Origin of the sequence: Curtobacterium flaccumfaciens, from assembly GCF_013359815.1 — a bacterium.
Taxonomy (GTDB): domain Bacteria; phylum Actinomycetota; class Actinomycetes; order Actinomycetales; family Microbacteriaceae; genus Curtobacterium; species Curtobacterium flaccumfaciens.
Map to the genome: position 1 here is coordinate 219,342 of NZ_JABMCF010000039.1, position 26,314 is coordinate 245,655.

A 26,314-nucleotide genomic window follows, 5' to 3' on the forward strand; every position below is an offset into this window, starting at 1 on the left:
CCGACGGAACGCGGTGATCCGGGCCTCCCGGCCGCTCCGGAGGCGACCAGGCGGCGGACCGCAGCGTCGAGCGCGGCGGGGTCGGACGGCGGAGCGTCCGTGATGAGGGGGACGACGACGGGGGCGAGCCCACGGGCCCGCGCCTCTGCGGCGACCCGGTCCCCCCACGCACCGCCACGCGGGACGAGGACGACCGGGGGTCGCGCCTCGTCCGTCGCGGTGGTGGGGGGTTCCGTGGTGACCGCCTACTCGGCCGGTGTCGCGAGGCCGGGACCCGCGGTGTACGGCCCGTCCGTGGTGTCCTCGGCGACGGTGGTCGCCAGGTCGGCGAGGTCAGCGGCGCCGTTCTCGAGCAGCTCGGTCGCCACACGGCCACCGACCGCGAGTGCCTCGTCGAGACGCTCCTGCGCCGACCCGTCGAGCACGGCCGCGTGCGACGCGGTGCGGTACTCGGTGCCGTCGGGGCGGTAGACGGTCGCAGACACGAGCAGCAGCTCGGCGTCCACGACGGCCGTCGCACCGATCGGGGCGGAGCAGCCGGCCTCGAGCTTGGCGAGCACCTCGCGCTCGGCCGTCACCGTCAGGCGGGTGGGGGCGTGCTCGATCTTGCGGAGTGCGGCGAGCAGCCCGCGGTCGGTCTCGTCCGAGCGGATCTCCACCGCGAGTGCACCCTGTCCGGGAGCACTCGGCCAGAAGCCGAGGTCGAGCAGTTCCGTGGCGGCTGACAGGCGGTCGATGCGTCCGAGGCCCGCAGCGGCGAGCACCACGGCGTCGAGGTCGTCGTCCACCCGGCCGAGGCGGGTGTCGATGTTGCCGCGGATGTCGACGACGTCGAGGTCCGGTCGTGCCGCACGGAGCTGCGCGGCACGGCGGGGCGAACCCGTGCCGACCTTCGCCGCCTCGGGCAGCGTGTCGACGGTGGCGCCGTTCCGGGCGACGAGGACGTCACGGGCGTCCGCGCGCTTCGGCACGGCACCGATCGTCAGGCCCGGGTACGGCGCGGTCGGCAGGTCCTTGAGCGAGTGCACGAGGACGTCGACCTCGCCCGCGACGAGCGCTTCACGCAGGGCGCTGGCGAAGACACCGGTGCCGCCGAGCGACGCCAGGGAGGCACGGTTCGTGTCGCCCTCGCTCGTGACGGTGACGAGCTCGACCGGGCGACCGGCCGCCTTCGCCAGGCGGTCGGCGACGTCCTGCGACTGCGCGACTGCGAGCCGGCTGGCACGGGTGCCGAGCCGGATCGGGGTCGGGCCGTCGGGCCCTGTGGCGCTGGGGTCGTTCACGGTCGTGTCGGTCACGGAGCGACGCCCGCGGCGGCGGGCTTGAACCCCGCTCGCACGTTCTCGCAGCAGCCCGGACGGCACACATCGTACCAGGGGCCGATGTCAGTCATGTGCGGGCGCTCGGCCTTGGGCGTGCCGTTGACCCGCTCGAGCACCAGGTCGACGAGACCGGACACGTAGGCCGGGTCGATGCCGGGGGTCTGCGTGCGGAGCGACCAGAAGCCGAGCTCACCGGCGGTCTCGGTGGCTTCCTCGTCGAGGTCCCACATGACCTCCATGTGGTCGCTGACGAAGCCGAGCGGGACGATCAGCACGGCACGCGTCGGGCCGCCCTTGAGGTCCTCGTTCATGTAGTCGTTGATGTCGGGCTCGAGCCACGGCTGCGTCGGGGGGCCGGAGCGCGACTGGTAGACGAGCTTCCAGGCGGGCTTCGACGTGCCCTGCAGGTGGGCGTGCTCGGGCTGCTCGAGGAGCTCGGCCCAGGCCTGGTCGAGGACGACCTCGCCGACGGCCAGGTGCTGCGCCTCGTACGCGCCGTGCTCGTCGAACCCGCGGTAGTCGGGGCCCGAGCGGGCGGCGTCGGTCGAGGGGATGGAGTGCGTCGAGAAGAGCACCTGCAGCTCGGTCGCGACGTCGAGGCCCTCGTTCTCGGCGATCGCGCGGGCCATGCCGTCGCGGACGCCGTCGATGAACGGGCGGACGAAGCCCGGGTGGTCGAAGAACTGGCGGACCTTGTCGATCTGGATGGTGTCGATCAGTCCGGTCTCGTTGAGCACGCGGGCGTAGTCCTCGCGGTACTGCCGGCAGCTCGAGAACGACGAGTACGCGCTCGTGGCGATGGCGACGAGCTTCGTGTAGCCCTTGTCCGCCGCCTCGGTGAAGGCTTCTTCGAGGTAGGGCTCCCAGTTGCGGTTGCCCCACAGGACCGGCATGTCGATGCCGCGCGACGCCAGCTCGGCCTCGAGCGCGGCCTTGAGCGCACGGTTCTGCGCGTTGATCGGGCTCACGCCGCCGAAGTGGCGGTAGTGGTGCGCCACTTCTTCGAGACGCTCGTCCGGGATCCCGCGGCCGCGGGTGACGTTGCGCAGGAAGGGGATGACGTCGTCCTGGCCCTCGGGGCCACCGAAGCCGGCGAGCAGGATCGCGTCGTACGCGGTCGGGGTCTCGACGTGCTCGGGACCGGACGCCGCCGCGGGGGTGGCGGCGAGGACCTGGCCGTTCGTGATCATGCTGGTGTCGGTCATGACAGCACCTCCGGGAGTTCGGCGGTCGTCACGCGACGACCCGTGAAGAAGGGGACCTCTTCGCGCACGTGCATGCGCGCTTCGGTGTAGCGGAGATCGCGCATCAGGTCGACGAGGTCGACGAGGTCTGGGCTCTCGAGCGGCAGGATCCACTCGTAGTCGCTCAGGGCGAAGGTCGCGATGGTGTTCGTGAGCACGCGGCGGTACTTCGCGCCGGCGATGCCGTGGTCGCGGAGCATCTTCGAGCGCTCCTCTTCCGGCAGCAGGTACCACTCGTAGGAGCGGACGAACGGGTACACCGTGATCCACGCCTCGGGGTCCTTGCCGCGCAGGAACGCGGGGGTGTGCCGCTTGTTGAACTCGGCCTCGCGGTGCATGGCCATGACGTGCCAGACCGGCTCGGCGTCCTGGAACAGGCCGGTGCGACGGATCTCGCGCAGCACGGCCTGGATCGCCTGTGCGTCGTCGCCGTGCAGCCAGACCATGACGTCGGCGTCGGCGCGGAAGGCCGAGACGTCGTAGAAGCCACGGATCGTGACCCCGCGCTCGGCGGCGCTGGCGATCACGGTGTCGAGTTCGGCCACGGCGTCGTCGCCGACGCGGTGGACCGGACCGAGGGGCCGGCGGAACACTGCCCAGAGGGCGTAGGCCGTCAGCAGGTTCGGGTCGATCCCGGAGTCCGGCTGGCCGGTCTCGGCGGGTTCCGTGTGGGGGTGGTCGTGCGCGGGCACGGGCCCGGTGTTCGTGGGCGCGTCGGAGCTCATGGATCCATTGTCCTATCGGTTGCCAGGGTGTTGGCCGCCCCGCATCCGGTGGACCGCGCTCGGGCGGTCTACCGCCGTCGGAGCACCATCACGACGATACCCCCGACCACCGCTACGCCGGCTGCGAGACCGGCCAGGTAGGGCACCGGCTTCTCGTCGAGGCCGCGCTTGAACTTCGACGCCGCGATCCCGATCTGCTTCGGGACGTTGAGCTTGTCCTCGATCGCGTCGAGGGTGTCGAACAGCTGGGCGCGGGTCGCGGCGACGCGAGCAGCGAGATCGTCGTGCGGGTCGGTCACGGTTCCTCCGTCGGTGGTGCGGCTGTCGGGGCTGTCGGCGCTCAGGAGCGGCCGTCGACGTCCGGCTTGCGGCTGCCGTACTGCGTCGGCGGGGTCGGCTTCTTGCCGAGGCCCTTGACCGCGTTGATGTCGTCCTTGACGCTGGCGATCGTGCGCTTCGGCGTGATCGGCAGGCCCTTCTTCAGGCGCTTCCAGCCGATCAGGCCGAGGATCGCGGCGATGATCAGCATCACCACGGCCACCACCAGTGCGGCCAGCCACGCCGGCATCACGGTCGCGAGACCCATCACGGCTGCGGTCAGCAGGACGCCGATCGCATAGAGCACGACGACGAGCGCACCGACCAGCAGGCCGGCTGCGAGACCGAAGATCTTCGCCTTCGCGAGCATCTCGGCCTTGAGCAGGTCGATCTCGCCCTTGACCAGGCCCTTGACGAGCTTCGGGACGTCGCCGACCAGGCCGAACAGCGAACGCGACTTGCGATCGCGGGTGTCGGTCATGAGGTGGTGGTGTCCTTCTTCTGGCCGACCTTGCGGACGGCCTTCTTGGTCGTCTCACCGATGAACTCGGCGACGTCCGGGGTCTTGTCGGCGATGAAGTCCTCGGCGACGTGCACACCCTTCTGGACGCCGTTGCTGTTCCAGACCTTGCCGCTGACGGTCTTGATCTGCTCGTACCGCGCCCGTCCGGCTCGCGATCCCAGGACGTACCCGAGTGCGGCGCCGGCGACGAACAGGAGCTTTCCGCGCATGTGCGATTCCTCCGTGCATTGGTTGTGCGGTGGTCATGCACCGAACGGAATACGTCCGGCGGTCTCACCAACAGTAGCCCTCAGGGGCTGCGCGGTCCGCTCAGGAACCGAGGATCTCGTCGGCTGCCTTCCGAGCGGCGGCGATGATCCCCGCCAGGCCGCGTCCGGTCGAGGCCTCGCCGATCCCGACGACGCCCTCGGCCAGCCCGGCCGCGGTGAGGTCCGGTCCGTACCAGCCGACACGTGCGGCACCGGTGACGCGGTCGGCCGTGATCGGCACACCGAGCAGCGTGGACGCGTCCTGCAGCGCACGGCTGCCGACGGGGTCGGTCGGGTCGACCGGGAGGCTCGTGGCCACGCCCGCAGGGTCCGTCGCGGTGGTCGCGTAGCTGAGCCGCAGGACGTGGCGTCCGTCCGCCACGTCGGCCAGCCACGGCCACTTCACCGTCGCGTGCGTGAGGGCCTTCGCCGACACGGCCTGCGCGTCCGGGTGCACGAGCATCCCGGTTCCGCGCGGGGCGGCGTCGAGCTCCGGCTGGTCGACGACGAGCGTGACGAGCTGGATGCCCGTCCGGTCGGGGGCGGCGGCGCGCTCCGGGTCGGCGACGGAGGACAGGGTGTGCTGGGCCGGCAGCCGTTCGGTCGTGCCGTCGGCGCCGACGATCTCGACCGCGTGCGCCTCGATGCGGGTCGCCCGGGTGTGCAGCCGGACGTCCACCCCGTAGGTCGCCATGTCGGCGACGAGCTCGTCCACCAGGCGCACCGTCCCCCCGCGGATCCCCTGCACCGGGGTGCCGGCGGCCGCGCGTGCCCGCAGCGACAGGACGGCCCGGGCGAGTGAGCCCTCGCGCAGCAGCGCGGCGCGCAGGCCCGGAGCGACCCGGTCGGGGTCGAGCTGGTCGGGGTGTGTGGAGTGCACGCCACCGGCGATCGGCACCACGAGGTCGTCGAGCACCCGCTCCCCCATGCGCCGGCGGACGAGTTCGCCGAGCGAGGAGGCCTTGGCGCCCACCGGTGCCGGCAGCAGCGAGTCCATCTGGGCGCGCAGGCCGCCCTTCTGCCCGACCACGGCCAGCACGTCGGCGGCCATCGGGGTGCTCGGGATGCCGAGGAGTCCGGTCGCCGGGATCGGGGAGGTCCGGCCGTCGCGGGTCATCAGCCAGGCGCCGCGGGGGTCGGGGGCGACGACGTCGTTGCCGAGCCCGAGCTCGATCGCCAGGCGGCCGACGGCGTCCGTGCGGGTGGCGAAGGAGTCCGCCGCCATGTCGAGGTCGATCCCGCCGACGGTGTGCCGACGGATCATGCCGCCGAGCTCACCCGAGGACTCGACGAGCACCACGTGGGCGCCGCCCTTGGCGAGGTCACGGGCGGTGACGAGCCCGGCGATCCCGCCGCCGACCACGACGACGTCGGTCACGCGCCGGCTCCGTCCTGCGCTGCACCGTCGTCCGAGCGGCCGTCGCCGAGCGAGTGGACCAGCTCGACCACGCGGGTCAGGACGTCCGGGTCGGTCTCGGGCGGGACCCCGTGGCCGAGGTTCACGACGTGGGCCCGTGCGGAGCCACCCCGACGGACGACGTCGCGGACGTGCGCTTCGAGGACATCCCACGGCGCCGAGAGCATCGCCGGGTCGATGTTGCCCTGCACGCTGACGCCGGTGCCGACGCGCTGGACCGCCTGGTCGAGCGGCAGGCGCCAGTCGACCCCGACCGCGTCGACGCCGACGGTGTCCGTGCCGAAGGTCGTCATGTCGGCCAGGACCTCGCCGCTGCCGACGCCGAAGTGGATGCGCGGCACCCCGAGCTCGGCGACGTGCGACATCGCCTGCGCGGAGTGCGGTGCGACGGACCGGACGTAGTCGGCGCGGGAGAGCGACCCGACCCACGAGTCGAAGAGCTGCGCGGCCGAGGCTCCGGCGAGCACCTGTGCCCGGAGGAACATCCCGGACACCTCGGCGGCCCACGCGAGCAGGCGCGACCAGGTCTCGGGGTCGGCGTGCATGAGCGTGCGGGCGCGGATGTGGTCCTTGGACGGGCCACCCTCGACCAGGTAGGCGGCGAGGGTGAACGGCGCCCCCGCGAAACCGATCAGCGGGGTGTCGCCGAGCTGCTCGACCGTGCGGCGGACGGCCTGCTCGATCGGGGCGAGGGCCGCGGGGTCGAGCTGCTCGAGGGCGTCGACGTCGGCGGGGGTCCGGATCGGCGACGAGAGCACCGGGCCACGGCCGGGGACGATCTCGACGTCCACACCGGCGAGCTTGATCGGCACCACGATGTCGCTGAAGAAGATGCCCGCGTCGACCCCGTGCCGGCGGACCGGCTGCAGGGTGATCTCCGACGCCATCTCCGGGTCGAGGCACGCGTCGAGCATGGCTGTGCCGATCCGAAGCTCCCGGTACTCCGGAAGGGACCGTCCGGCCTGCCGCATGAACCACACCGGGAGCGTCTCCGGACGGTCACCCCGCAGGGCCCGCACCAGGCGGGAACCACTCGTCCGCCCTGATGCCAGGGGGTGGGAGTCGGGGAGGGATGTGGTCGTCGCTTCGGTCACCGGATGATTCTCCCATCGAGCGCGTTACCATTGACTACGTGCTCATCTGTCTCACGGCGTCGCATCGCAACGCCAGCTTCGATCTCCTGGAGCGACTGAGCATCGGTGCACCCGCGGCAGCCAGCCGACTCGTCACGGATGCCGGCGTCCTGGACGGTGCAGTGGTCCTCGCGACCTGCAACCGCTTCGAGGCGTACCTCGACATCGCGGGCGACGAGAGCGACTCCGCCGTCTCCGCCACCGTGCAGGCCGTGGCCGCCGCGAGCGACCTGGACGCCACCGAGGTCCTGGACTCCGTCAACGTGCTGGACGGCAAGGACGTCGTGCAGCACCTGTTCGCCGTGTCGAGCGGACTCGAGTCCGTCGTCGTCGGCGAGACCGAGATCTCCGGCCAGGTCCGTCGCTCGCTCGAGGACGCCCGGTCGAACGGCACCACCACCTCGGACCTCGAGCGCCTGTTCCAAGAGGCCGCGCACACGTCCCGCGGCGTCAAGACCCGCACCCGCATCGGCGCCGCCGGCCGGTCACTCGTGCGCCTCGGCCTCGAACTCGCCTCGTCGCGGGTCACCGACTGGGCCCGCACCCGCGTGCTGCTCGTCGGCACCGGCAGCTACGCGGCCACCACCATCGCCGCCCTGCGCGACCGCGGCGCCACGAACATCCAGGTGTTCTCGCCGTCGGGCCGGGCACCCTGGTTCGCCGCCAAGCACGACCTCGTCGCCGCCCGTGACCTGCGCCAGGCCATCGGCGAGAGCGACGTCCTGATCACCTGCACCTCGAGCGAGGTCCCGGTCGTCGCACCGGTCGACCTCGACGACGGGGTCCGCCGCATCGTCATCGACCTCGGGCTCCCCCGCAACGTCGACCCCGCGGCCGCCGGTGTCGACGGCGTCGAACTGCTCGACCTCGAGACGATCAGCATCCACGCCCCGATCTCCGAGCTGAACGCCGAGTCCGAGGCCCGCGCGATGGTCGACGACGCCGTGTCCCGGTTCCGCGCGCAGGCGATGGAGCAGTCGACGACCCCGGCGCTCGTGGCGTTCCGCAAGCACGTGTTCGACATCCTCGACGACGAGATCGAGCGGGCCAAGCGCCGCGCGGACGCCGACGGCGAGTCCGTCGAGCACACCGAGCGGGCGCTCCGGCACCTGGTCGGCGTCCTGCTGCACCGTCCCTCGGTCCGCGCCCGTGAGCTCGGTCGCGCCGGTCGCGGCGAGGAGTTCGTCGGGGCGATCGACTCCCTGTACGGCGTCCGGCCGGAGGCCGAGCCGGAGCTGCCGTCGCCCGTCGTCCCCCTGGCCGACCGCACGGCACTGGACCCGGCCGCCTCGGATCGCGACGACCAGGCGGACGCGAGCTGAGCCTCCAGACAGGCTCGCAACCACCCACGCTGCGCGTGAGTGCGCTGCTGCTGGTGCGTGACCGACGTGTCCTGATGGTGCGCGCCCGGGCGCGCGACGTGCTCTACCTGCCCGGCGGCAAGGCGGAGCCGCACGAGACCGACGTCGAGGCCGCCGTGCGCGAGGCGTACGAGGAGACCGACCTGCGGCTCACCGCCGACGACGTCGACCCGTTCGGCGTCGTGCTCGAGCCCGCCCACGGGCAGGCTCCGGGGACGATGGTCGCGATGACGCTGTTCCTGGTCCGGCCGGGAGGCCCGCTGGACTCCGCCACGCCCGTCGCCTCCGCCGAGGTGGACGAGGTCGAGTGGGTCACCTCCGCCGACGCGGACCGCTGCCCGCCTGCGGGCGTGGAGACGCTCCGCCGCCTGGTGGCGGCGGAGCTCATCGACTGACCGTCAGGCTCGCGGCGGAGCTGCCGGCACGTGCCTGGTCGGCGGCACGACGCCGGTGTCACCGGCAGGAGAGGCGAGACGGCGTTCCAGCAGTGCCAGCGCGCCGATCACGGCGTCTGCCTCGAAGACACGGTTCCGCCGTCCCGCCGATCGTTGTGTCAGGACGCCACGCTCGACGAGGACCCCCAAGGCCGTGTTCGCGGCCTGCTCGCTCCGGCCCGTCGCGGCGGCGAACGTCTGCGCGGTGAGCACGGGCATGCGGGGCGCGAGTTCGAGCGCCGACCACGCAGCGGAGTCAGAGCGGACTCCGACGAGCGCAGATCGCCAGGACTCCTTGATCCGGACGAGCTCGTGCTCGAACTGCGCCATCCGGTCCACGACCTCGGCCATCGCCTCGGCGAAGAGCCGGACGAACTGCCCGACGGCCCGCTGCGCTGGCTCCGATGACGGCGGCTCGGTGGAGCGGAACCGCTGGAGCCCCGCTTCGTAGTCGACAGCACGGGTCGCCAGGACCAGGGACACCGGTGGAGACGACTCGACGGTCAGACCCCGTGACCGCAGGACAGCGTGGATCAGTGCGCGTCCGATGCGACCGTTGCCGTCGGCGAACGGGTGGATCGTCTCGAACTGCGCGTGTGCGACGGCGGCGATGGCGATCGTCGGCAGCGTGCTCGAGTTCACGAACGCCAACAGGTCGTCGAGGAGTCCTGGCACCCGCTCCGGCACGGGAGGGACGAACACCGCTGCGGCAGGCGTCGGTCCGCCGATCCAGTTCTGCACCGCTCGGACCGTGCCCCCGACCTCGGGGGTCGCCGAGGCCTCCATCAGCCGCCGGTGCGCCTCGAGGAGCAGGTCGAGGGTCACCGGGGAACCCGGACCGACCGACTCGGTGAGGAAGGTCATCGCGTCGATGTTGCCGAGGACCTCGGTTGCGGTGCTCCACTGCCCGAGCGGGCTCCGTCCGCGCGCCTCTTCTTCGAGCAGCTTCCGCGGGGAGACCTCGAGGCCCTCGATCATCGACGACCCGACCGCTTCGGCTCGGAGGAGCATCCGGCCCAGTGCGTCTCCGCTGCCGAGCAGCGTGGATCTCGTCTCGGCTTCCGTCACCGCAGCGGTGGCCTCGAGCACGGCCGCTTGTTCGGTCGGTCCGAGATCGACCGTTCGGCCCTGCAGCGGATCCGGCACGTAGGCGTCGAAGACCATCGGCATCCGAAAGGCGCGTGTCGCGGCCGCCGGGTCGCCCGTGCGGCGGATCGTCTCGTACGAAGCCATACATGGATCATCCCATGATCAAGGATGGCTGCCTATCCTTGATCATGGGATGCGTTCCACTCGGGTCCGTCAGGCCTTGTCGGTGTCGGTGTACTCCCCGACCTCGCCGTTCTGGGCCGGCTCGGCCTCGCCGGGGATGTCCGAGTCGACGTACTCGCCGTCGGGTCCGGTTCCGGTCGGTCGCGTCTCGCCGGGGATGTCGCTCGAGACGAACTCGCCGACGGGCTCCGTCGACTCGACGTGCTCCTCGCCCGGGATCTCGCTGTCCGTGAAGGCTCCGGCGCGGGGTTCGACCCCGTCCGCGCGACCCTCGTCGCCTCGTGCCTGTTCGTGCTTGCCCGTCATGTCCGACCTCCGCTGCTCGGGTTGCTTGCCTCGGAGTGTGCCCGTGGTCCCTGGACGCCGACCGAACCGGATGCGGCGTTCGGTGGTTGCCTGTGCACCATGCAACGCAGCAGCCGATCGAAGTTCCTGCTCGTCGTGACCGGGCTCGTCGCCGTCGGGACACTGGCGGGGTGCGCCTCGGACGGGCAGCCCGCCGCCACCGAGACCGTCACGGCGCCCCCACCGTCGCCGTCCGCTTCGGCGTCCACGCCGCAGTCGTCCGAGGAGCCCGCCTCGGCGGCACCGTCCTCCGGGTCCGGTTCTGGGCCGTCCGCCGGATCCGGTGCCACCGGCCAGGCTGCCGGCGACCGGTGCGCGGTGTCATCGCTCGCCGGACGCATCGAGGCCGGCAGCGGTGGTGCCGCCGGCAGCGTCATCGTGCACCTGGTGCTCGAGAACACCGGGTCGACGACCTGCACGGTGCAGGGGTGGCCCGGCGTCTCGTTCGTCGGGGGTGGCACCGGCAAGCAGATCGGAGCGGCTGCGACGCAGGAGAAGAGCGCGCCGCACCCGACCGTGACCCTCGCTCCCGGCAAGACCGCCGTCGCGCCGCTCAAGATCGTCCGGGCCGAGAACTACTCGGCGGGCGACTGCTCGCCGCAGACCCCGGACGGCTTCCGCGTGTACCCGCCCGGGTCGAAGCAGTCCCTGTTCGTGAAGGACACGGACTACCAGGCGTGTGCGTCCACCGATGCCTCACTGCTGTCCGTGCAGGCGTTCGTGCCGGAGGGGCAGGCGACCTCGTAGCGGTCAGCCGGGCGATCTCGGCGGGTCCCGAGCGCGGGCTGCTGCCGCCACGGACGGAGCCGTCCCGCTGCGATCGCAGCGGGACGGCTCCTTCGGTCCTGAGGTGCTGGCCGACTAGCTGACCGGCACCGGGACGGCCCCGGTCCCCCGGTCGTGCTCGGGAGCCCGGTCGAGTCCGTGGCCCTCGGTGTCCAGGTTCGGGATGACCTTCCGCATCCAGCGCGGCATCCACCAGGCTGCTTCCCCGCAGAGCGTGAGGAGCGCCGGCATGATCATCATCCGCACCAGGAAGGCGTCTGCGAGGACCCCGACGAGCAGCCCGACGGCGATCGAGGCAGCGACGGCCATCTCACTCGTGGCGAAGCCGGCGAAGACGACGGCCATGATCGTGGCTGCTGCGACGAGGACGGTGCCGGACTTGGTGAACCCGGAGAACACGGCGTTCTTCGGGCTCAGCCCACGGGAGTGTTCTTCCTTCATCCGGGACACGAGGAACACCTGGTAGTCCATCGCCAGCCCGAACAGGACCCCGACCAGGATGATCGGCAGCAGGCTCAACATCGGGTCGCCCTGGGGTGCGGCGATGAGCGGGTCGAGCCAGCCCCACTGGAAGATCGCGACCGATGCGCCGAACGCCGCCCCGACGGAGAACAGGTACCCGAGGGTGGCGAACAGGGGCACGAGCAGGGATCGGAACATCACGATCAGGAGCAGGAACGACAGCGCGACGATCACGATGATGTAGGTGATCAGTGCCCGGTTCATCTGCGCGGTGTCGTCGAGCCCGATCGCGGTCTCGCCGGTCACCTCGACGCGCACGCCGCTGATGGCCGTGGTCTCGTCGCGGATGTCCGTGACGAGCTGCTTCGTGCTCTCGGCGATCGGACCGCCGGTCGGGATGACGGTGAGGAGTGCGGCGTCGTCGGTCTTCGTGACCTGGCCGGGAACGACGGCTTCGACGTGGTCGAGGCCCGTGATCTCGTCCTCGACCGCGGCGAGGTTGCTGGTGACGTCGTCACCCTGCACGAGCACGAGCAGCGGGGACTGGATGCCGCCGAACTCGTCGACGATCAGGTCGTAGGCCTTCCGCTCGGACGACGTCGGGTCGGAGCCCCCGGGGATGTTGGAGGCCGTCTTCATGTCGAGGACCGGTGCGGCGACGAGCCCGAGGACGACGACGGCGCCGAAGAGTGCGAGCCACGGGCGTCCGGTGACGAACCTGGCCCACCCGCGGAGGAAGTTCTTGCGGTTCGCGGGACGCTGCGGGATCGGCTGGCCGGCGGCGAGGAGTTCCCGGTGCTTCCGGGGCAGGGCGCGCAACCCGAGGGTCCCCAGGATGACGGGGAGCAGCGTGAGGGCCATCAGCACCGCGATCAGGACGCTGAACGCTCCGGCGAAGCCCATCACGGTGATGACCTCGTTGCCGGTCACGACGAGACCCACGAGGGCGATGATGACCGTGAGGCCCGCGAACACGACTGCGGTGCCCGCAGTGCCGGTGGCCCGGGCGACCGCGTCGACGACGCTGCGTCCCTCGCGGAGCTCCGAGCGGAACCGGGTGAGGATGAACAGCGTGTAGTCGATCCCGACCGCGAGGCCGAGCATGGTCGCGAGCGTCAGGGTGGTCCCCTGGATCGGGTTGATCGCGGAGTACGCGAGGACACCGACCGTCCCGACGGCGACCCCGGAGATCGCGACGAGCATGTTCGCTCCGGCGGCCAGGAGCGAACCGAACGTCAGGAACAGCACCAGGAACGCGACCAGGATCCCGATGACCTCGCCGGGACCGAAGGTGGCGTAGGTGTCCCCGAACAGGTGCCCGTCGACCTCGGCGTGGAAGGCAGCACGGTGGTCTGCTGCGAAGTCCAGGACGGTGTCGTACGTCTTCTCCTGGTTCGCTTCGGTGACGCCGGAGAAGGTCAGCGTGGAGATGACCGTGGTGCCGTCCTTCGAGACCATCGGGTTCCGCTGGGCGAACGGGTTCGAGACCGTCTGCACGTGCGGAAGGCCCTTCGCGTCGGCGAGGACTGCCTGCACCTCGGCGGCGGTGGCCCGGTCCGTGACCTTCGCTCCGTCTCGCGCCTGGAGGACGAGCTGCAGCGTCTTGGCGTCGCCCGACGACGAGGAACCGAGGTCGAACTTCTCGTTGACGACGGTGAGTGCCTTCGCGGCGGCGGTCGTGTTGCCGGCCGAGCCGGTGGCACTGGTGTCCATGCCGGCGGCGGTGACCGCGGTGAGGCTCGCGAAGAGCACCAACCAGACGGCGACGATGATGAGCCGGTGCCGGGCGCTGAAGCGTCCGATCGCGGCGAGGACCTTGGGCATGATGCTCCCGGAGAGAAGAAGAGGAAGCCACGCGGAGACCGTCGCGGCGGGTACTCCTCAATGCTCCGAGCAACGCTCCGTCCGGCCGTCGTCCCGTCGGAGCGACGGACCTACTGCGTCCGCAGTAGGTCCGGGTCAGTCGACGAGTCCGGCGCGGTAGGCGAGGGACACCAGCTGCGCACGATCACGGACGCCGAGCTTCGCCATCGCGCGGTTGGCGTGGGTCTTCACGGTGTAGGGCGAGACGAACATCTCCCGGCCGATCCGGTCGTTGTCGCCTCCGCGGGCGATCGCCACCACCACGTCGTGTTCACGCGGGGTCAGCGCTCGGAGACGTTCCTGCGCATCGGTGTCGATGACGCGGTCGGACTGGGAGCTGACCTGCGCGATGACCGCGGCCTGCGCAGCCGCGGAGAGTGCTCCACCACCGAGGACGACCTCGTTGATGCCCGCCACGAGCTCGCGGGGTCCGACGGTCTTGCCGAGGAAGCCGTTCGCACCGGCCCGGAGCGCCGAGACCACGATCTCGTCCTGCTCGAACGTCGTCAGGATGACGATGCGGAGCTGCTCGGCGGAGAACCGCTCACGGAGGCGGCGTGTGGTCTCGACGCCGTCGATCCCCGGCATCCGCACGTCCAACAGGACGACGTCGACCGTCGTCGTCTCGAGGAACCGCAGGGCCTCGAAGCCGTCGCCGGCCTCACCGGCGACGGTGAGGTCGTCGTGCGCCTCGAGGATGGTGCGGAGCCCGACGCGGATCATCGCCTGGTCGTCGACCAGCAGGATCGTCGTCACGACAGCTTCCTTCCGTCCAGCGCCAACACGGCGTGCACGACGAACCGATCGGGTCGCTCGTCGACGTCCAGTGTCCCGCCTGCTGCCCCGACGCGTTCGCGCATGCCCACGAGCCCGAACCCCGAACCCTGCGTCTGCTTGGTCCGCGGCGCGCGTGGGTTGTCGGAGACCACGTGGAGTCGACCCTGCTCGGCGCGGACGGTGATCGTCACCGTGCCGATCCCGTACCGGTGCGCGTTGGTCAGGGCCTCCTGCACGACGCGGTACACGGTGACCTCGACCACGGGGGCGACCGGTTCGTCCGGCAGCTCGACGTCGGCCACGACGTCGAGCCCGATCGACGTGAACGACGACACCAACGCGGGCAGCGAGCCGAGCCCGGCGACCGTCTGGTCCGGAGCGGCGTCCCGTGACCGGAGGAGCTCGAGGATCTGCTGCGTCTCGGCGGTGACCATCCGCAACGCCTCACGCGCGTCACCTGCTGCGCGTGCCGCCGTCACCGGGTCGCGGTCGACGGTGACCTCGACCGCACCCAGGTGCATGCTCGCCACCGCGATCTGGTGACCGACGACGTCGTGCAGGTCGCGGGCGATGCGGAGCCGCTCGGCGTCCACGCGTCGGCGGGCTTCGAGGTCCCGTGACGCGATCGCCTCGCGGGCTTGCTCCCGCAGGGCCGACCAGTACCGGAGCTGTGCCCAGACTGCGGCCCCCGTGGCGCCGGCGGCCGCACACGCCGCGACCGCCGCCAAGGCGTCGGGACTGACCAGCCCCGCGCCGGACTCCACCGCGACCACGAGGTAGAGCGGCAGCGCGGTCGCGACGACCATGCGGAACGGGGCCGCACCGCGGAGGGTGACGGAGAACAGCGCGAACACCACGATCGTCCACCCCACGATCGGGTCCCACCCCTGCACCGCTGCCACCGCACAGCCGACCACGGTGAGCAGCACCCCCGGCCACGGGTACCGACGAGCCACGGCAACACCGGCGATGCCGAGCAGCACACCGACCAACGGGAAGACCCCGGCACCCGCGACGAGGACTCGGACGATCTCCACCGCTGCACCGGCCACGGCGAGGCCCGCGGCCAGCTCGGGCAGGAGCGCCGGGGACCGGAGCCACCACGGGTTCGGTGGCAGCACGAGATCGCCGTCGTTCGTCATCCCCCGAGTCTCCTGCCTCCACCCCACCGACACGTACTGCGGACGCAGTAGGTTCGACGATCCGCGACGACGACGAGGCACCGCGTCCCGATCCGGAGGATTGGCACCAATCCCACCGGAAGGCACCCCATGACGACCATCACCGCTCCCCGTTCCGCTCCGACGGCCCGACGGCACTCGCTCACCCGCGCACCGCAGCTCACCGCGTGGGCCGCCCTGATGGGTGTCTCCGAGGTCGTCCGCTTCGCCGGGTTCATGACCCTGCTCGTCGCGATGGGCGTCGAAGCCGGTGCCCGACGCGTGATCGACCACGAGGAGGCATGAGCATGCGTCCCATCCGCCCCGAGGACATCACGCTCCCCGACACCCGACCGATCGACATCACCGCGTCCATGCGCGAGGTCGAGTCCGGCGAAGCGGACTCCGCCGATCGCTGAGACTCCACGACCAGGACCGCTGAGCACGAACGGCACCAGGCGTCCACGCTCCCCGAGCACGCCGGACGCCGAGTGCGAGCGACCTCAGCGACGAGCCGGCGCGTGCACGGCCTCGAGCACCTCGGTCCCCATGGTCCGCAGCGCCTCGAACACGGCCAACCGCCGCTGCAACGAAGCGTCGTCGAACGTCACCGTCACGGCGTAGCTGACCGACGACCCGGGCCCCCGCAGGATCCCCGCCTCCGCCCGCACGCCGGTGCTCGACCCGGTGACCGCGACGACCTGCAACCCGTGGTCGAGCGCCCGGTGCGCCAGGGGATCGAGCCCGAAGGACCCGGCGACCAGGTTCAGGTCATTCGCCAGGGACAACCAGCCGAGCACCCGGTTCGACACCGCCTCGTCGACGACCTCGCCGAGGGCCAGTCCGCGCATCACCCACGACAGCTCCCCGGTCGGTGCGACGGAGGCGTCGGGGGCGTCGTCCGGGCCGCGGCGGTCCCGCACGCGGTCGATCAACGCCGTGCGCTCGATGCCCAGGGACTCCGCACGCTCCCGGACGGCGTCGATGCCCACGGTCGACAGCAGTGCGTTCATGGCCCAGGCGTCGGCGGTGGCCCCGACCAGGGTCGCCAGGTCGGGCACCTGCATGGTCGGCTCCTGCAGGAACTGCCACAGCCCGGCACCGGTCGCGGTGTCGCGGGCCATGCGCTGCAGTCGGTCACCGTGCAGGCGGCCGTCCTCGAGCTGGGCGGCGACCTCGATGAGCAGCAGGACGCGGCCCAGGCTCGCGACCGGCTGCACCAGGGTGTCGTCGATCGCGAGCAGGGCCTTGCCGCTGGAGGTGTCGATCACCGAGGCGCTGACCCCGGCGCCCTCGAGCGCGAGGGCACCGAGGGCCTCGGTGGTGGCGGTGAAGCGGTCGTCGGCCCGGCCGCTGTGCCGCCCACGACCGCGGCCGCCACCTGCTGGGCGGTCGTCCGGTCGCCGGCGGCGCGACGACCGGGCCGCGTCCGGCTCCGTCATCACCAGATCGCGACGCGCTCGGCGGGGTCGAGGTACATCGCGTCCTGCTCGGTCACGCCGAATGTGTCGTACCAGACGTCGATGTTCCGCACGACCTGGTTGCAGCGGAACTCGTTGGGCGAGTGCGGGTCGATGCTCAGCAGACGAGCCGCCTCTTCCGGGCGGATCGCCATGCGCCAGGCCTGGGCCCAGCTCAGGAAGAAGCGCTCGGCACCGGTGAGGCCGTCGACGACCGGGGGCTCCTGGCCGTCGAGGGACAGCAGGTAGGCCTTCCACGCGATCGACAGGCCACCGAGGTCACCGATGTTCTCGCCGATCGTCAGGGCACCGTTCACGTGGCTGTCGGGCACCTCGGTCGGCACCAGGGCGTCGTACTGGGCGATGAGGGCCTTCGTGCGCTCCTCGAACGCCGCACGGTCGGCCTCGGTCCACCAGTTCTCGAGCTTGCCGTCGCCGTCGTACTGCGACCCCTGGTCGTCGAAGCCGTGGCCGATCTCGTGCCCGATGACGGCACCGATCGCGCCGTAGTTCGCGGCGGCGTCGCGGTCTGCGTCGAAGAACGGGAACTGCAGGATCGCGGCCGGGAACACGATCTCGTTGAACCCGGGGTTGTAGTACGCGTTGATCGTCTGCGGCGTCATGAACCACTCGTCACGGTCGATCGGCTTGCCGATCTTGCCGAGCTCGCGGTCGACCTGGAACGAGGCGACCGCGCGGACGTTCGCGACCAGGTCGTCGGACAGGACGGGCAGCGCCGAGTAGTCGCGCCACTTCACCGGGTAGCCGATCTTCGGCGTGAACTTGTCGAGCTTGTCGAGCGCACGGGCACGGGTCTCGTCGGTCATCCAGTCGAGCGCCGTGATGCTCTGCCGGTACGCCTCGACCAGGTTGGCGACGAGGTCGTCCATCTTGGCCTTCGAGGTCTCGTCGAAGTGCTCCTGCACGTAGATGCGGCCGACGGCTTCACCCATCGCACCCTCGACCAGCGAGACGCCACGCTTCCAGCGCTCGCGCTGCTTGGGCGCACCGGTCAGTGCGGTGCCGTAGAACGAGAAGTTCGTGGCCGAGAACGCGCTCGTCAGGTACGCGGCGGAGCCACGGATGACCTGCCAGCGCAGCCAGTCCTTCCAGACCTCGAGCGGCTGGTCGTTCAGCAGGTCGGCCAGGCCGGTGATGAACGAGGGCTCGCGCACCACGACGGTCTCGAACGCACCGGCGGGGGCGTCGATGGCCTGCCACCAGGTCTGCAGGTCGACGCCCTTCGCGAGCGCGGCGACCTCGGCCCAGGGCAGCTTGTTGTAGGTCTTCTGGCTGTCGCGGGTCGTGACGTTGTCCCAGTGCTGGGCGGCGAGCGCCGTCTCGAGCGCGATGACGTGCTCGGTGCGGGCGCCGCCGTCGTCGAACCCGGCGAGCGGGAACATCGCCGCGACGAACTCGCGGTACTTCTCGCGGATGTCGGCGAAGCGCTCTTCGCGGTAGTACGACTCGTCGGGCAGCCCGAGGCCGGACTGCTCCAGGAACACGACGTAGGACTCGGGGTCACCCGGGTCGTTGTCGACGAAGAGCTGCAGGAAGCTCGGCAGGCCGATGCGCTCGAAGCGGCCGACGGCGGCGATGACCTCGGGCACGGACTCGATGGCGGTGATCTCGGCGAGCAGGTGCTCGATCGGTGCGGTGCCGAGCTCCTCGAGCCGGGCTTCGTCGGTGAACGAGGTGAAGAGGTCACCGACCTTGCGCTCCTCGGTGCCAGGGGCGGCCTGCTGCGAGCGCTCGATGATGTCGCGCACGGCGATCTCGGCGGCCTCGGCCAGCACCGTGAAGGAGCCGTACCGGGCCTTGTCGTCGGGGATCGGCGTCGCCTCGATCCAGGTCCCGTTCACGTGGCGGTACAGGTCGTCCTGGGGGCGCACCGCGGGGTCGAGTTCGTCAGTGTGGATGCCGGAGGCACGTGCGACGTCGGTCATGCGGTCCACGATAGCCACCGACCCCATGGGGCAGGTCGATCCGGGTCGTCACCGGCGCACGGCTGCCGGTACGGTCATCGCATGGGACTTCCGTGGAAGCTGCACGGCGACGGCAAGACCGTCTCCGCGACGACGATCGTGGCACCCGACGAACGGCTCACCTGGCCCCGGACGATCGGCCTCGGCGTGCAGCACGTCGTCGCGATGTTCGGCGCCACGTTCCTGGTGCCCCTGATCACCGGGTTCCCGCCGTCGACGACGCTGCTGTTCAGCGGCATCGGCACGATCCTGTTCCTGCTCATCACGGGCAACCGCCTGCCGAGCTACCTCGGCTCGTCGTTCGCGTTCATCGCCCCGATCGGCGCGGCCACCAAGATCGGCGGCATCCCGCTCGCCCTGTCCGGCATCATCGTCGTCGGCGCGCTGCTCGCGATCGTCGGGCTCGTCGTGCACCTGGCCGGCGCCGGGTGGATCGACCGGCTGATGCCCCCGGTGGTCTCGGGCGCGATCGTCGCCCTGATCGGCTTCAACCTGGCGCCGTCGGCCCGGGACAACTTCACGGAAGCCCCGGTCATCGCGCTCATCACCCTCGCGACGATCATCCTGGTCACCGTCCTGTTCAGGGGCCTGATCGGCCGCCTGTCGATCGTCATCGGCGTGCTCGTCGGGTACGTCGCCGCGCTCATCGGCGGTCAGGTCGACTTCTCGAAGGTCGGCGACAAGCCGTGGATCGGTCTGCCGGACTTCACCGCTCCCGCGTTCGACCCGTCCCAGCTCCCGATCTACCTGGCGTTCGTACCGGTCGTCCTGGCGCTGGTCGCCGAGAACGTCGGCCACGTCAAGGGTGTCGGACAGCTGACCGGCCGTGACCTCACGCCGCTCACCGGTCGCGCGCTCTTCGCCGACGGCATCTCGACCGTCCTGGCCGGCGTCGGCGGCGGCTCCGCCACCACCACCTACGGCGAGAACATCGGCGTCATGGCCGCCACCCGCGTCTTCTCCACCGCCGCCTACTGGGTCGCCGCGATCGCGGCCGTCCTGCTCGGCCTGTCGCCGAGGATCGGCGCCGTCATCTCGTCGGTGCCCGCGGGCGTGCTCGGCGGCGCCACCACCGCGCTCTACGGCCTGATCGGCATCATCGGCATCCGGATCTGGGTCGAGAACCGCGTCGACTTCTCGAAGCCGAAGAACCAGCTGACCGCCGGAATCGCCCTGATCATCGGCATCGCGAACTTCACGTTCACGTTCGGCCAGGCGAGCTTCGGCGGCATCATCGTGGGCACGATCGCCGCGATCGTCGTCTACCACCTGATGGACGTCATCGGCCGGGCCCGCGGCACCGACGAGCCCTCGACCGAGGCCGCCGACCCCGCGCACGCCGCCACCGGCGCCGTCCCCGCGGAACCGCGCGCCGACTGACGCGAGTGGTCGGCCGGAACGCGCGTCCGGCCTGACGACGTGGGACCACCGGACTGGAGGCCCGTGGCGGACACGGCCACGGGCCTCCAGTCCGTCACGTGGTGCGTTGCGGACCGGAACGCCCCCCAGTCGGTCGCTCCGGTCCGCACGCGCTCCTCGCCCGGTTCAGCGGGGCGCGCTGGGCGACGGGGTCGCGGTCTGCACCGACTTCTGCTCGTCGATGTACCGCTGATCGAGCGGGACCTCATCGGCGACCCCCGGGGTCCACTGCCCGACCACGGTCGTGCCGTCGGACTCGTACACGTCGCCGCCGTCCGGCTCACTCCACAGAACCCAGCCCTTGCGGCCGTTGTCCGCCCTCCCGGGGACCAGATCCGGGTGACCCGACGCGTTCGGGACTCCGTAGGTCTGGCCCTTGTCGTTGACCGCCCAATCCGACGTGACCGCGTTGGCGTACTGCAGCGTCGCCGTCCACCTCGTCCCCGCCGACGCTTCGATGCTGAACGTCGTCGTCCCTCGCTCCGGGAGCCGGCCGTCGACGACGCGCATCGTCCCTTCGTCCCGACAACTCAGGCCGGATGCGCCCCTTCCGACGGTGAGGACCCGGACCATGCCGACGTCGTTGCGGCACGTGATGTCGACGATCACGGCACCCGCGGTGTCGGGAGCCTGCCCGATGTCGATCAGTGCGGGGCCGGTGTGCGTCGCAGTGGTCGTGCGCCCGACTGCTGCCGTCGTCGTGGTCCCCGGGAGCCCGGCGACGACCAGGGCGGCGGCGCTCGTCGTCACCGCGATCGCCGCGACGGAGACGATCGAGACGCCGATGCGTGCACGTCGTTGCTGGCGCTGCAGGGCGCTCCGTCGTGTCCCGATGGCGGCCAGCTCCGAGCGGACCGCTGCTGCAGCGTCGGGGTTCATGTCGATGCTCATCAGTAGGTGCCTTCCGGTGCGTTGCGGACACTGGGACGAAGGTCGTGCAGGTCGCGTTGCAGGCGCTGCCGCATCCGGTGCAACCGCACGCGTGCCGCCGGCGGTTTGAGACCGACCGCCTGCGCGGCCTGCCAGACCGGCATCTCCTCGACCCCGGTGAGCACCAGCAGTGCGGCGTCCTGCGGCGCGAGTCCCCGGATCGTCGTCCTGAGGCGTTCGCGGGCCTCGAGGTCTTCGGCGTCCGTGGCAGGAGCGTGGGGATCGTCCCGAGGGAGTGCGTCGAGGAGCTTCCGGTACCGCGCCGCTGCGCGTCGGTGGTTCTGGGTCAGGTTGACCGTCGTGACCAGCAACCACGGAGCGACGGAACCGGCCACGAGGGTGACGCTCTTGCGCTTGCGCCAGAGCTCGTAGAACGCCGCCGCTGTGATGTCCTCGGCGTCGTGCGAGTTCTCCGTCAGGCTCAACGCCCGTCGGTAGATGCGTGGTCGGTGCCGGTCGAACAGCGCGGCGAACGCAGCCCCGTCATCACGGACCGCTCGCGTCCACAGCGGGCCGTCGTCCTGTTCGTCCTTCACACTCTGGAGTGTCCGGTCATGGCTCCAGCGTTACAGACGCCAGCGGATCGGCTCGTCGCGCAACGAGGTCGTCCCTGGCGCAAGCCCGAGGACGTGGGACCACCGGACTGGAGGCCCGTGGCGGACACGGCCACGGGCCTCCAGTCCGTCACGGGGTCGCGCCCACCGCGCCCGGCGACCACGACGCGTCGGCATCGCCGACAGAATGGGTCGGTGCACCGACCGACGCGACCCGCTGTGACCGCTGAGCGGCGCGCGGTCGACCGCGACATCGTGCGGCTGGCGGTGCCGGCGCTCGGAGCGCTCGTGGTCGAGCCGCTGTTCCTGCTGACCGACACCGCGCTGGTCGGGCACCTCGGGGCGACGCCGCTGGCGGCCGTCGGGCTCGCGAGTGCGGTGCTGTCGACGGTGACCGGGCTGCTGGTGTTCCTGGCGTACTCGACGACCCCGGCCGTGGCGCGGGCGCTCGGCGGTGGCGACCGTCGCGGAGCCGTGCACGCGGGCATCGACGGGATGTGGCTCGCGCTCGTGCTGGGGGTGGTGCTGGCGCTGGTCGGGTGGCCGCTCGCCGGACCGCTCGTCGACCTGTTCGGCGCCTCGGCCGAGGTGTCGGCCGCCGCGACCGCGTACCTGACCATCTCCCTGATCGGGCTGCCCGGCATCCTGGTCGTCACCGCTTCGACCGGACTGCTGCGTGGGCTGCAGGACACGAAGACCCCGCTCGTCGTCGCGACCATCGGGTTCGTCGCGAACGGGCTGCTCAACGCCGTCCTGATATACGGCGCCGGCTGGGGCGTCGAGGGATCCGCCGCCGGCACCGTCATCGTGCAGTGGGCGATGGCCGTCGTCTACGTGCGCATCGCGGTGCGGGCCGCTCGGTCGTCGGGGGCGCCGCTGCGACCCGGTGCCTCGGGCGTCGCTCGGGCCCTGCGATCGGGGGCTTGGCTGTTCCTGCGCACCGCGTCACTGCGGATCGCGATGCTCGCCACCGTCGGTGCCGCCGCCGGGCTGGGGACCACCGGGCTGGCGACGACGCAGGTCGGGCTGACCGTCTTCTCGACGCTGGCGTTCGCGCTCGACGCCCTGGCGATCGCCGGGCAGGCGCTCGTCGGACACGGACTCGGCGGACGTGACCCGGAGCGGGTGCGACTGGTGACGCGACGGCTCGTGCTGCTCGGGATCGCCGGCGGTGTGCTGCTCGGGGTGCTGACCCTGGCCGTGAGCGGCGTCCTCGGGCCGGTGTTCTCGGACTCGCGGGCGGTGCGGGACGCCCTGCCCGTCGTGCTGGTGCTCATCGCCGTCGGGATGCCCGTCGCCGGGTACGTCTTCGTGCTCGACGGGGTGCTGATCGGCGCCGGGGACGCGCGGTACCTGGCAATCGCCGGAGGCGTGAACCTCGTCGTCTACCTGCCGCTGCTGTGGTGGGCCGGCGGGACGCTCGCGGGGTTGTGGGCGGCCTTCGCCCTCGGGTACATCGGGGTCCGGGCGGTGACGCTCGGGGTGCGGGCGCACCGGCGCGGCTGGGTGGAACAGGCGTTGGCGCGGTGAGCGGGTCTTCTCCGGCTGGGCCTGCTTCGTCTGCCTCGTCTGCTGAGACTGCGGGCCCGTCGTCTTCGGTGGCTTCGTCGGCCGTGCTCGCCACGGTCGGCATCGGGGTGCAGGGCGTCGCGAAGCTGCTCGTGACCGTCGTCGTCGGTCGGGTGTTCGGCACCGAGACCCTCGGGCAGACCACGGCGCTGCTGTCGCTCTCGGTGTTCGTCGCCCTGCTCTGGCCTAACGCCGCGGGCAACACCGCGTCGCGGTTCCTGGCGATCGCACTGCGGGGTCGACGGTCGGACGCCGCGGTGAACCGGCTGCTCGGGGTGTCGATGCTGGTGTCGAGCGTGGTGCTCGCGGCGGTCACCGTGCCGATCATGCTGGCCTGGGGCAACGGCCCCGGCATGGTGCTCGGTGGTGCCGCGGTCGTCGTCGGCTACGGCCTCTACTGCTACGCCCGCGGCGCGCAGCTCGGCTACGACCGGGCGCCGCGGGTCGCGCTCTGGGACTCCGTGACGAGCGTGCTGGCGCTCGGGTTGCTCGTGGTGGCGTGCGTCGCCCGCCTCGAGCCGTTCGTGCTGCTGCCCCTGGCCATCGGGTACACGGTGTTCGCGATCGCGTGCTGGCCGCGGGGCAACGGCTTCTCGCCGGCTTTGCACGAACCCGCTGCGGGCGTGCTCGGGTTCGCGGCATGGAACGTGCTGGCGGTGGTGACCTCGAACGGGTTGCTGCAGTTGACGATGATCTCGGCGCAGGTGACGTCGTCGGCGCACGACGCCGGTGTCTACGCCGCCGCCTTCACCCTGGCGACGCCGGCGTCGATGCTCGGGCAGGCGCTGGGGCAGGTGCTCGTGCCGGCGTTCGCACACCGGACCGATGGTGGATCGTTGCGCTCTCGTGGGGCGCTGCTGCTCGTCGTCGGGTTCGCGGCGGCATCCGCCGTCGTGTTCGGCCTGGTCGCACTGCTCGCCGGGTGGTTCCTGCCGATCGTCTACCCCGCCGAGGGTTCCGCTGCCGTCGCAGACCTGCGGTACCTGATGGTCGCGGTGTGGGTGTTCACCGTCGGGCTCGTGCCCGCCGCGTTGCTGCTCGCCGCCGGACGCTCACGCCAGGTCGCCCTTGCCTCGGTCGCCGGGTTCGTCGTCGGGGCTGGGCTCATGGCGGTGCTCGGACCCGTCGCAGGTGTCGCAGGCGGGACCACGGGGTTCCTGGTCGGGAGTGCGGTGAACCTGGTCGCGGTGGTGGGGCTCGGGGTTCGCACCAGCGCCGTGCCTCGACGATCCGTAGGGAATGTCGCATGAAGCTCGCACGGAACCACTCGCGGACCCCGCTGCTCACGAGCATCGGGATCGTCGCCGCGGTCGCGTTGGCCGGCTGCTCCGGACACAACGTCCCGACCGATGTCGGAGGCGAACCCTCCGACGCCTCGGAGACCGCCGCGAGACAAGCAGCGGTCGAGGGTCTCAAGGAGCACGACGAACACCGCTTCGTGTCGGCGGTGGGACAGGATCAGCGTTCCGGCGCGGTCACGGCGTGGAAGGTCTGCGAGCCGCTCCTGACACCGGGTGCGAAGGTCACCTCGAACGATGCGGTGATGACGACCATCGTCGGCGTCTTCGTGCACCCTGCCGACAAGCGGGCGAAGGACTGCTGGGTCACGCTGTCGTGGACAGAAGGTCAAGGGTGGAGCATGACGGCCGAACTGTCCGCCGCCGACGACTAGGCCGCACACGTTTCGTTCGCGGGAGCCCGTGACCGTGGTGCGGCGAGCTCGAGCACTTCACCGTCGACGAACTCCAGCTGTGGATCCCCGTGCACGGCTCGATCCGGGAACGTGACGGCGTGCTCGGGGTGGCTCCGTAGCGGCGCAAGCAGCCAGGCGCAGTGCTTTCGTCAGCCGGGGCTCGGAGCTGGCGGCGGCCCCGTCGTGTCCCCCACCCGCAACTCCGACGTGAACGACGCCGGCTGCGGCTCCGCCCCCTCGAGCATGGCCAGGGCGGCACGGGCAGCGGCTTGGCCCTTCTGCACGAACGGCTGCACCAGGGTGGTCAGGTGCCGGATCGGGGTGCGGTGGAGCAGGCTGTCGTCCACCGTGATGCCGTCGAAGCCGACGATGCTGACATCCTCGGGGACACGGAGTCCGGCGTCGAGCGCGGCCGAGATCACCCCGACGGCGATCAGGTCACTCTGCGCGATGACGGCGGTGGGGCGGGGGCCGTCCGGCGCGAAGAGTTCGGTGCCGGCGAGACGCCCCTCTTCCACCGAGCTGCCGGCGGTCTCGATCGCGACGGCGTCCGGGTAGACCTGGCGCACACCACGCAGGCGTTCGAGCGTGGTGAAGGCGATGCCCTCGGTTTGCCGGGCTGCGTCGATCGGGCCACGGCGGCGTGCGGCATCGAGGGGCAGGGTCACGACGGTCACGTCCTGGTGGCCGAGCCCCTGCAGGTACTCCGCAGCACGGCGTGAGGCATCGCGGTTGTCGAGCTGGACGGGGACAGCACCCTCGATCTCGTCCGCCTCGATCGCGACGACGGGGATCTGCCGACGGCGCAGCACGGCGACGGCCGGGTCGATCCGGACGTTGCACCCGACGAGCACCACGGCGTCCATCGGCGCATCCACCAGCGGGCCGGCGCCCTGCTCGTCGTCGAGCGGACTGCGGACGAGCAGCAACGAGGCACCGGCGGCACCTGCGACCTCGGCGATGCCGTCGAGCGTCAGGACGTTGACCGGGTCACGGAAGGCGTCGCTCAGACGCTCGTCCATCACGACGCCGATGACGCCGGAACGACCACGGCGCAGCGAACGGGCACGCGGATCGGGGCCGCCGTAACCGAGGTCGGCGGCAGCGGCGAGCACGCGGGCCTTGGCGTCCTCGGACACCGGGCCGAGACCGCTGAAGGCGAGCGAGGCCGTCGACGGCGCGACACCGGCAGCACGGGCGACCGCGGCCAGCCTCGGGCGCGACGAACGGCGGACGCCGCCGCGGGAAGGCGACGCGCCGGGTCCTGTTGCCGGTTCGTCCATCGCCCGTTAGCGTAGCCGGAACGAGCAGTCG

Annotated in this window: 26 protein-coding genes; 8 read left to right on the forward strand and 18 right to left on the reverse strand. The window is 71.4% G+C overall.

The annotated features are described in order from the left end of the window. Positions 1-245: 245 nt before the first annotated feature. The 8 genes from hemC to hemE form a co-directional block, all read right to left on the reverse strand. Positions 246-1,298 carry a hydroxymethylbilane synthase gene (gene hemC, locus HP445_RS12615; protein WP_241660388.1) on the reverse strand — a complete coding sequence of 351 codons (1,053 nt, stop codon included), beginning with the start codon at positions 1,296-1,298 and terminating at the stop codon, positions 246-248. Then, positions 1,295-2,527: a ferrochelatase gene (locus HP445_RS12620; RefSeq protein WP_111022397.1), complete on the reverse strand. Its 1,233-nt coding sequence runs from the start codon at positions 2,525-2,527 to the stop codon at positions 1,295-1,297. The genes hemC and HP445_RS12620 overlap by 4 nt, the downstream gene beginning before the upstream one ends. Further along, positions 2,524-3,291, reverse strand: a complete 768-nt coding sequence (hemQ, locus tag HP445_RS12625) for a hydrogen peroxide-dependent heme synthase (protein ID WP_175330816.1) — start codon at positions 3,289-3,291, stop codon at positions 2,524-2,526. Before hemQ ends, HP445_RS12620 begins: the two co-directional genes overlap by 4 nt. A gap of 68 nt (positions 3,292-3,359) precedes the next feature. After that, a complete protein-coding gene (locus HP445_RS12630) occupies positions 3,360-3,590 on the reverse strand; it encodes a DUF3618 domain-containing protein (protein WP_027467026.1) in 231 nt (76 codons plus the stop codon). 41 nt (positions 3,591-3,631) lie between these two features. Beyond that, positions 3,632-4,090, reverse strand: coding sequence for a phage holin family protein (locus tag HP445_RS12635; RefSeq protein WP_071404474.1), 459 nt, complete (start codon positions 4,088-4,090; stop codon positions 3,632-3,634). After that, on the reverse strand, positions 4,087-4,341 hold the full coding sequence (locus HP445_RS12640; RefSeq protein ID WP_017887727.1) for a hypothetical protein: 255 nt from the start codon (positions 4,339-4,341) through the stop codon (positions 4,087-4,089). The genes HP445_RS12635 and HP445_RS12640 overlap by 4 nt, the downstream gene beginning before the upstream one ends. Positions 4,342-4,441: 100 nt before the next feature. Then, positions 4,442-5,758 carry a protoporphyrinogen/coproporphyrinogen oxidase gene (locus HP445_RS12645; protein WP_128780275.1) on the reverse strand — a complete coding sequence of 439 codons (1,317 nt, stop codon included), beginning with the start codon at positions 5,756-5,758 and terminating at the stop codon, positions 4,442-4,444. Next, positions 5,755-6,891 (reverse strand): uroporphyrinogen decarboxylase, encoded by a 1,137-nt coding sequence (gene hemE, locus HP445_RS12650; protein ID WP_128780276.1) that lies wholly within the window; start codon positions 6,889-6,891, stop codon positions 5,755-5,757. Before hemE ends, HP445_RS12645 begins: the two co-directional genes overlap by 4 nt. Before the next feature lie 38 nt (positions 6,892-6,929). Between hemE and HP445_RS12655 the strand changes: the two genes are divergently transcribed. After that, positions 6,930-8,252, forward strand: coding sequence for a glutamyl-tRNA reductase (locus HP445_RS12655; protein WP_128780277.1), 1,323 nt, complete (start codon positions 6,930-6,932; stop codon positions 8,250-8,252). 35 nt (positions 8,253-8,287) lie between these two features. Then, positions 8,288-8,686, forward strand: a complete 399-nt coding sequence (locus HP445_RS12660; RefSeq protein WP_128780278.1) for an NUDIX hydrolase — start codon at positions 8,288-8,290, stop codon at positions 8,684-8,686. Between the two features lie 3 nt (positions 8,687-8,689). Here HP445_RS12660 and HP445_RS12665 read toward each other — a convergent pair whose 3' ends face one another. Next, entirely contained in the window at positions 8,690-9,958 is a 1,269-nt protein-coding gene (locus HP445_RS12665; RefSeq protein ID WP_206647597.1) for a Fic family protein, read from the reverse strand. Positions 9,959-10,027: 69 nt separating this feature from the next. Next, on the reverse strand, positions 10,028-10,303 hold the full coding sequence (locus HP445_RS12670) for a hypothetical protein (RefSeq protein ID WP_071404469.1): 276 nt from the start codon (positions 10,301-10,303) through the stop codon (positions 10,028-10,030). 99 nt (positions 10,304-10,402) lie between these two features. On the opposite strand from HP445_RS12670, the gene HP445_RS12675 reads away from it, so the two are divergent. Then, complete coding sequence (locus HP445_RS12675) at positions 10,403-11,089, forward strand: DUF4232 domain-containing protein (RefSeq protein WP_128780279.1); 687 nt, start codon at positions 10,403-10,405, stop codon at positions 11,087-11,089. 114 nt (positions 11,090-11,203) lie between these two features. On the opposite strand, the gene HP445_RS12680 is transcribed toward HP445_RS12675, so the two are convergent. The 3 genes from HP445_RS12680 to HP445_RS12690 all read right to left on the reverse strand — a co-directional run bounded on the left by HP445_RS12680 (position 11,204) and on the right by HP445_RS12690 (position 15,372). Then, entirely contained in the window at positions 11,204-13,414 is a 2,211-nt protein-coding gene (locus tag HP445_RS12680) for an MMPL family transporter (RefSeq protein WP_128780280.1), read from the reverse strand. 135 nt (positions 13,415-13,549) lie between these two features. Beyond that, positions 13,550-14,209 (reverse strand): response regulator transcription factor, encoded by a 660-nt coding sequence (locus tag HP445_RS12685; protein ID WP_111022404.1) that lies wholly within the window; start codon positions 14,207-14,209, stop codon positions 13,550-13,552. Further along, complete coding sequence (locus HP445_RS12690) at positions 14,206-15,372, reverse strand: sensor histidine kinase (RefSeq protein ID WP_128780281.1); 1,167 nt, start codon at positions 15,370-15,372, stop codon at positions 14,206-14,208. The genes HP445_RS12685 and HP445_RS12690 overlap by 4 nt, the downstream gene beginning before the upstream one ends. Before the next feature lie 129 nt (positions 15,373-15,501). Between HP445_RS12690 and HP445_RS12695 the strand changes: the two genes are divergently transcribed. Further along, positions 15,502-15,696: a hypothetical protein gene (locus HP445_RS12695; RefSeq protein ID WP_111022407.1), complete on the forward strand. Its 195-nt coding sequence runs from the start codon at positions 15,502-15,504 to the stop codon at positions 15,694-15,696. Between the two features lie 197 nt (positions 15,697-15,893). On the opposite strand, the gene HP445_RS12700 is transcribed toward HP445_RS12695, so the two are convergent. Beyond that, the gene (locus tag HP445_RS12700; RefSeq protein ID WP_128780282.1) at positions 15,894-16,832 is read right to left on the reverse strand and encodes a serine hydrolase; all 939 of its coding nucleotides are present in this window, start codon (positions 16,830-16,832) and stop codon (positions 15,894-15,896) included. Then, complete coding sequence (locus HP445_RS12705; RefSeq protein ID WP_128780283.1) at positions 16,832-18,796, reverse strand: M13 family metallopeptidase; 1,965 nt, start codon at positions 18,794-18,796, stop codon at positions 16,832-16,834. The genes HP445_RS12700 and HP445_RS12705 overlap by 1 nt, the downstream gene beginning before the upstream one ends. Positions 18,797-18,877: 81 nt before the next feature. On the opposite strand from HP445_RS12705, the gene HP445_RS12710 reads away from it, so the two are divergent. Beyond that, positions 18,878-20,215: a uracil-xanthine permease family protein gene (locus tag HP445_RS12710; RefSeq protein WP_128780284.1), complete on the forward strand. Its 1,338-nt coding sequence runs from the start codon at positions 18,878-18,880 to the stop codon at positions 20,213-20,215. A 165-nt stretch (positions 20,216-20,380) separates the two neighbouring features. On the opposite strand, the gene HP445_RS12715 is transcribed toward HP445_RS12710, so the two are convergent. Together HP445_RS12715 and HP445_RS12720 are read right to left on the reverse strand one after the other, a co-directional pair. Then, complete coding sequence (locus HP445_RS12715) at positions 20,381-21,145, reverse strand: hypothetical protein (protein WP_128780285.1); 765 nt, start codon at positions 21,143-21,145, stop codon at positions 20,381-20,383. Beyond that, positions 21,145-21,720 carry an RNA polymerase sigma factor gene (locus HP445_RS12720; RefSeq protein ID WP_056072533.1) on the reverse strand — a complete coding sequence of 192 codons (576 nt, stop codon included), beginning with the start codon at positions 21,718-21,720 and terminating at the stop codon, positions 21,145-21,147. Before HP445_RS12720 ends, HP445_RS12715 begins: the two co-directional genes overlap by 1 nt. 213 nt (positions 21,721-21,933) lie before the next feature. Here HP445_RS12720 and HP445_RS12725 point away from each other — a divergent pair, with 213 nt between their 5' ends. From HP445_RS12725 to HP445_RS12735, 3 genes are all read left to right on the forward strand, one after another. Next, complete coding sequence (locus HP445_RS12725) at positions 21,934-23,268, forward strand: MATE family efflux transporter (protein WP_372496369.1); 1,335 nt, start codon at positions 21,934-21,936, stop codon at positions 23,266-23,268. 68 nt (positions 23,269-23,336) lie between these two features. Beyond that, on the forward strand, positions 23,337-24,557 hold the full coding sequence (locus HP445_RS12730; protein WP_128780286.1) for a lipopolysaccharide biosynthesis protein: 1,221 nt from the start codon (positions 23,337-23,339) through the stop codon (positions 24,555-24,557). After that, positions 24,554-24,979, forward strand: coding sequence for a hypothetical protein (locus tag HP445_RS12735; protein ID WP_128780287.1), 426 nt, complete (start codon positions 24,554-24,556; stop codon positions 24,977-24,979). The genes HP445_RS12730 and HP445_RS12735 overlap by 4 nt, the downstream gene beginning before the upstream one ends. A gap of 170 nt (positions 24,980-25,149) precedes the next feature. Here HP445_RS12735 and HP445_RS12740 read toward each other — a convergent pair whose 3' ends face one another. Next, complete coding sequence (locus HP445_RS12740) at positions 25,150-26,283, reverse strand: substrate-binding domain-containing protein (protein WP_175330817.1); 1,134 nt, start codon at positions 26,281-26,283, stop codon at positions 25,150-25,152. Between the last annotated feature and the right edge of the window lie 31 nt (positions 26,284-26,314).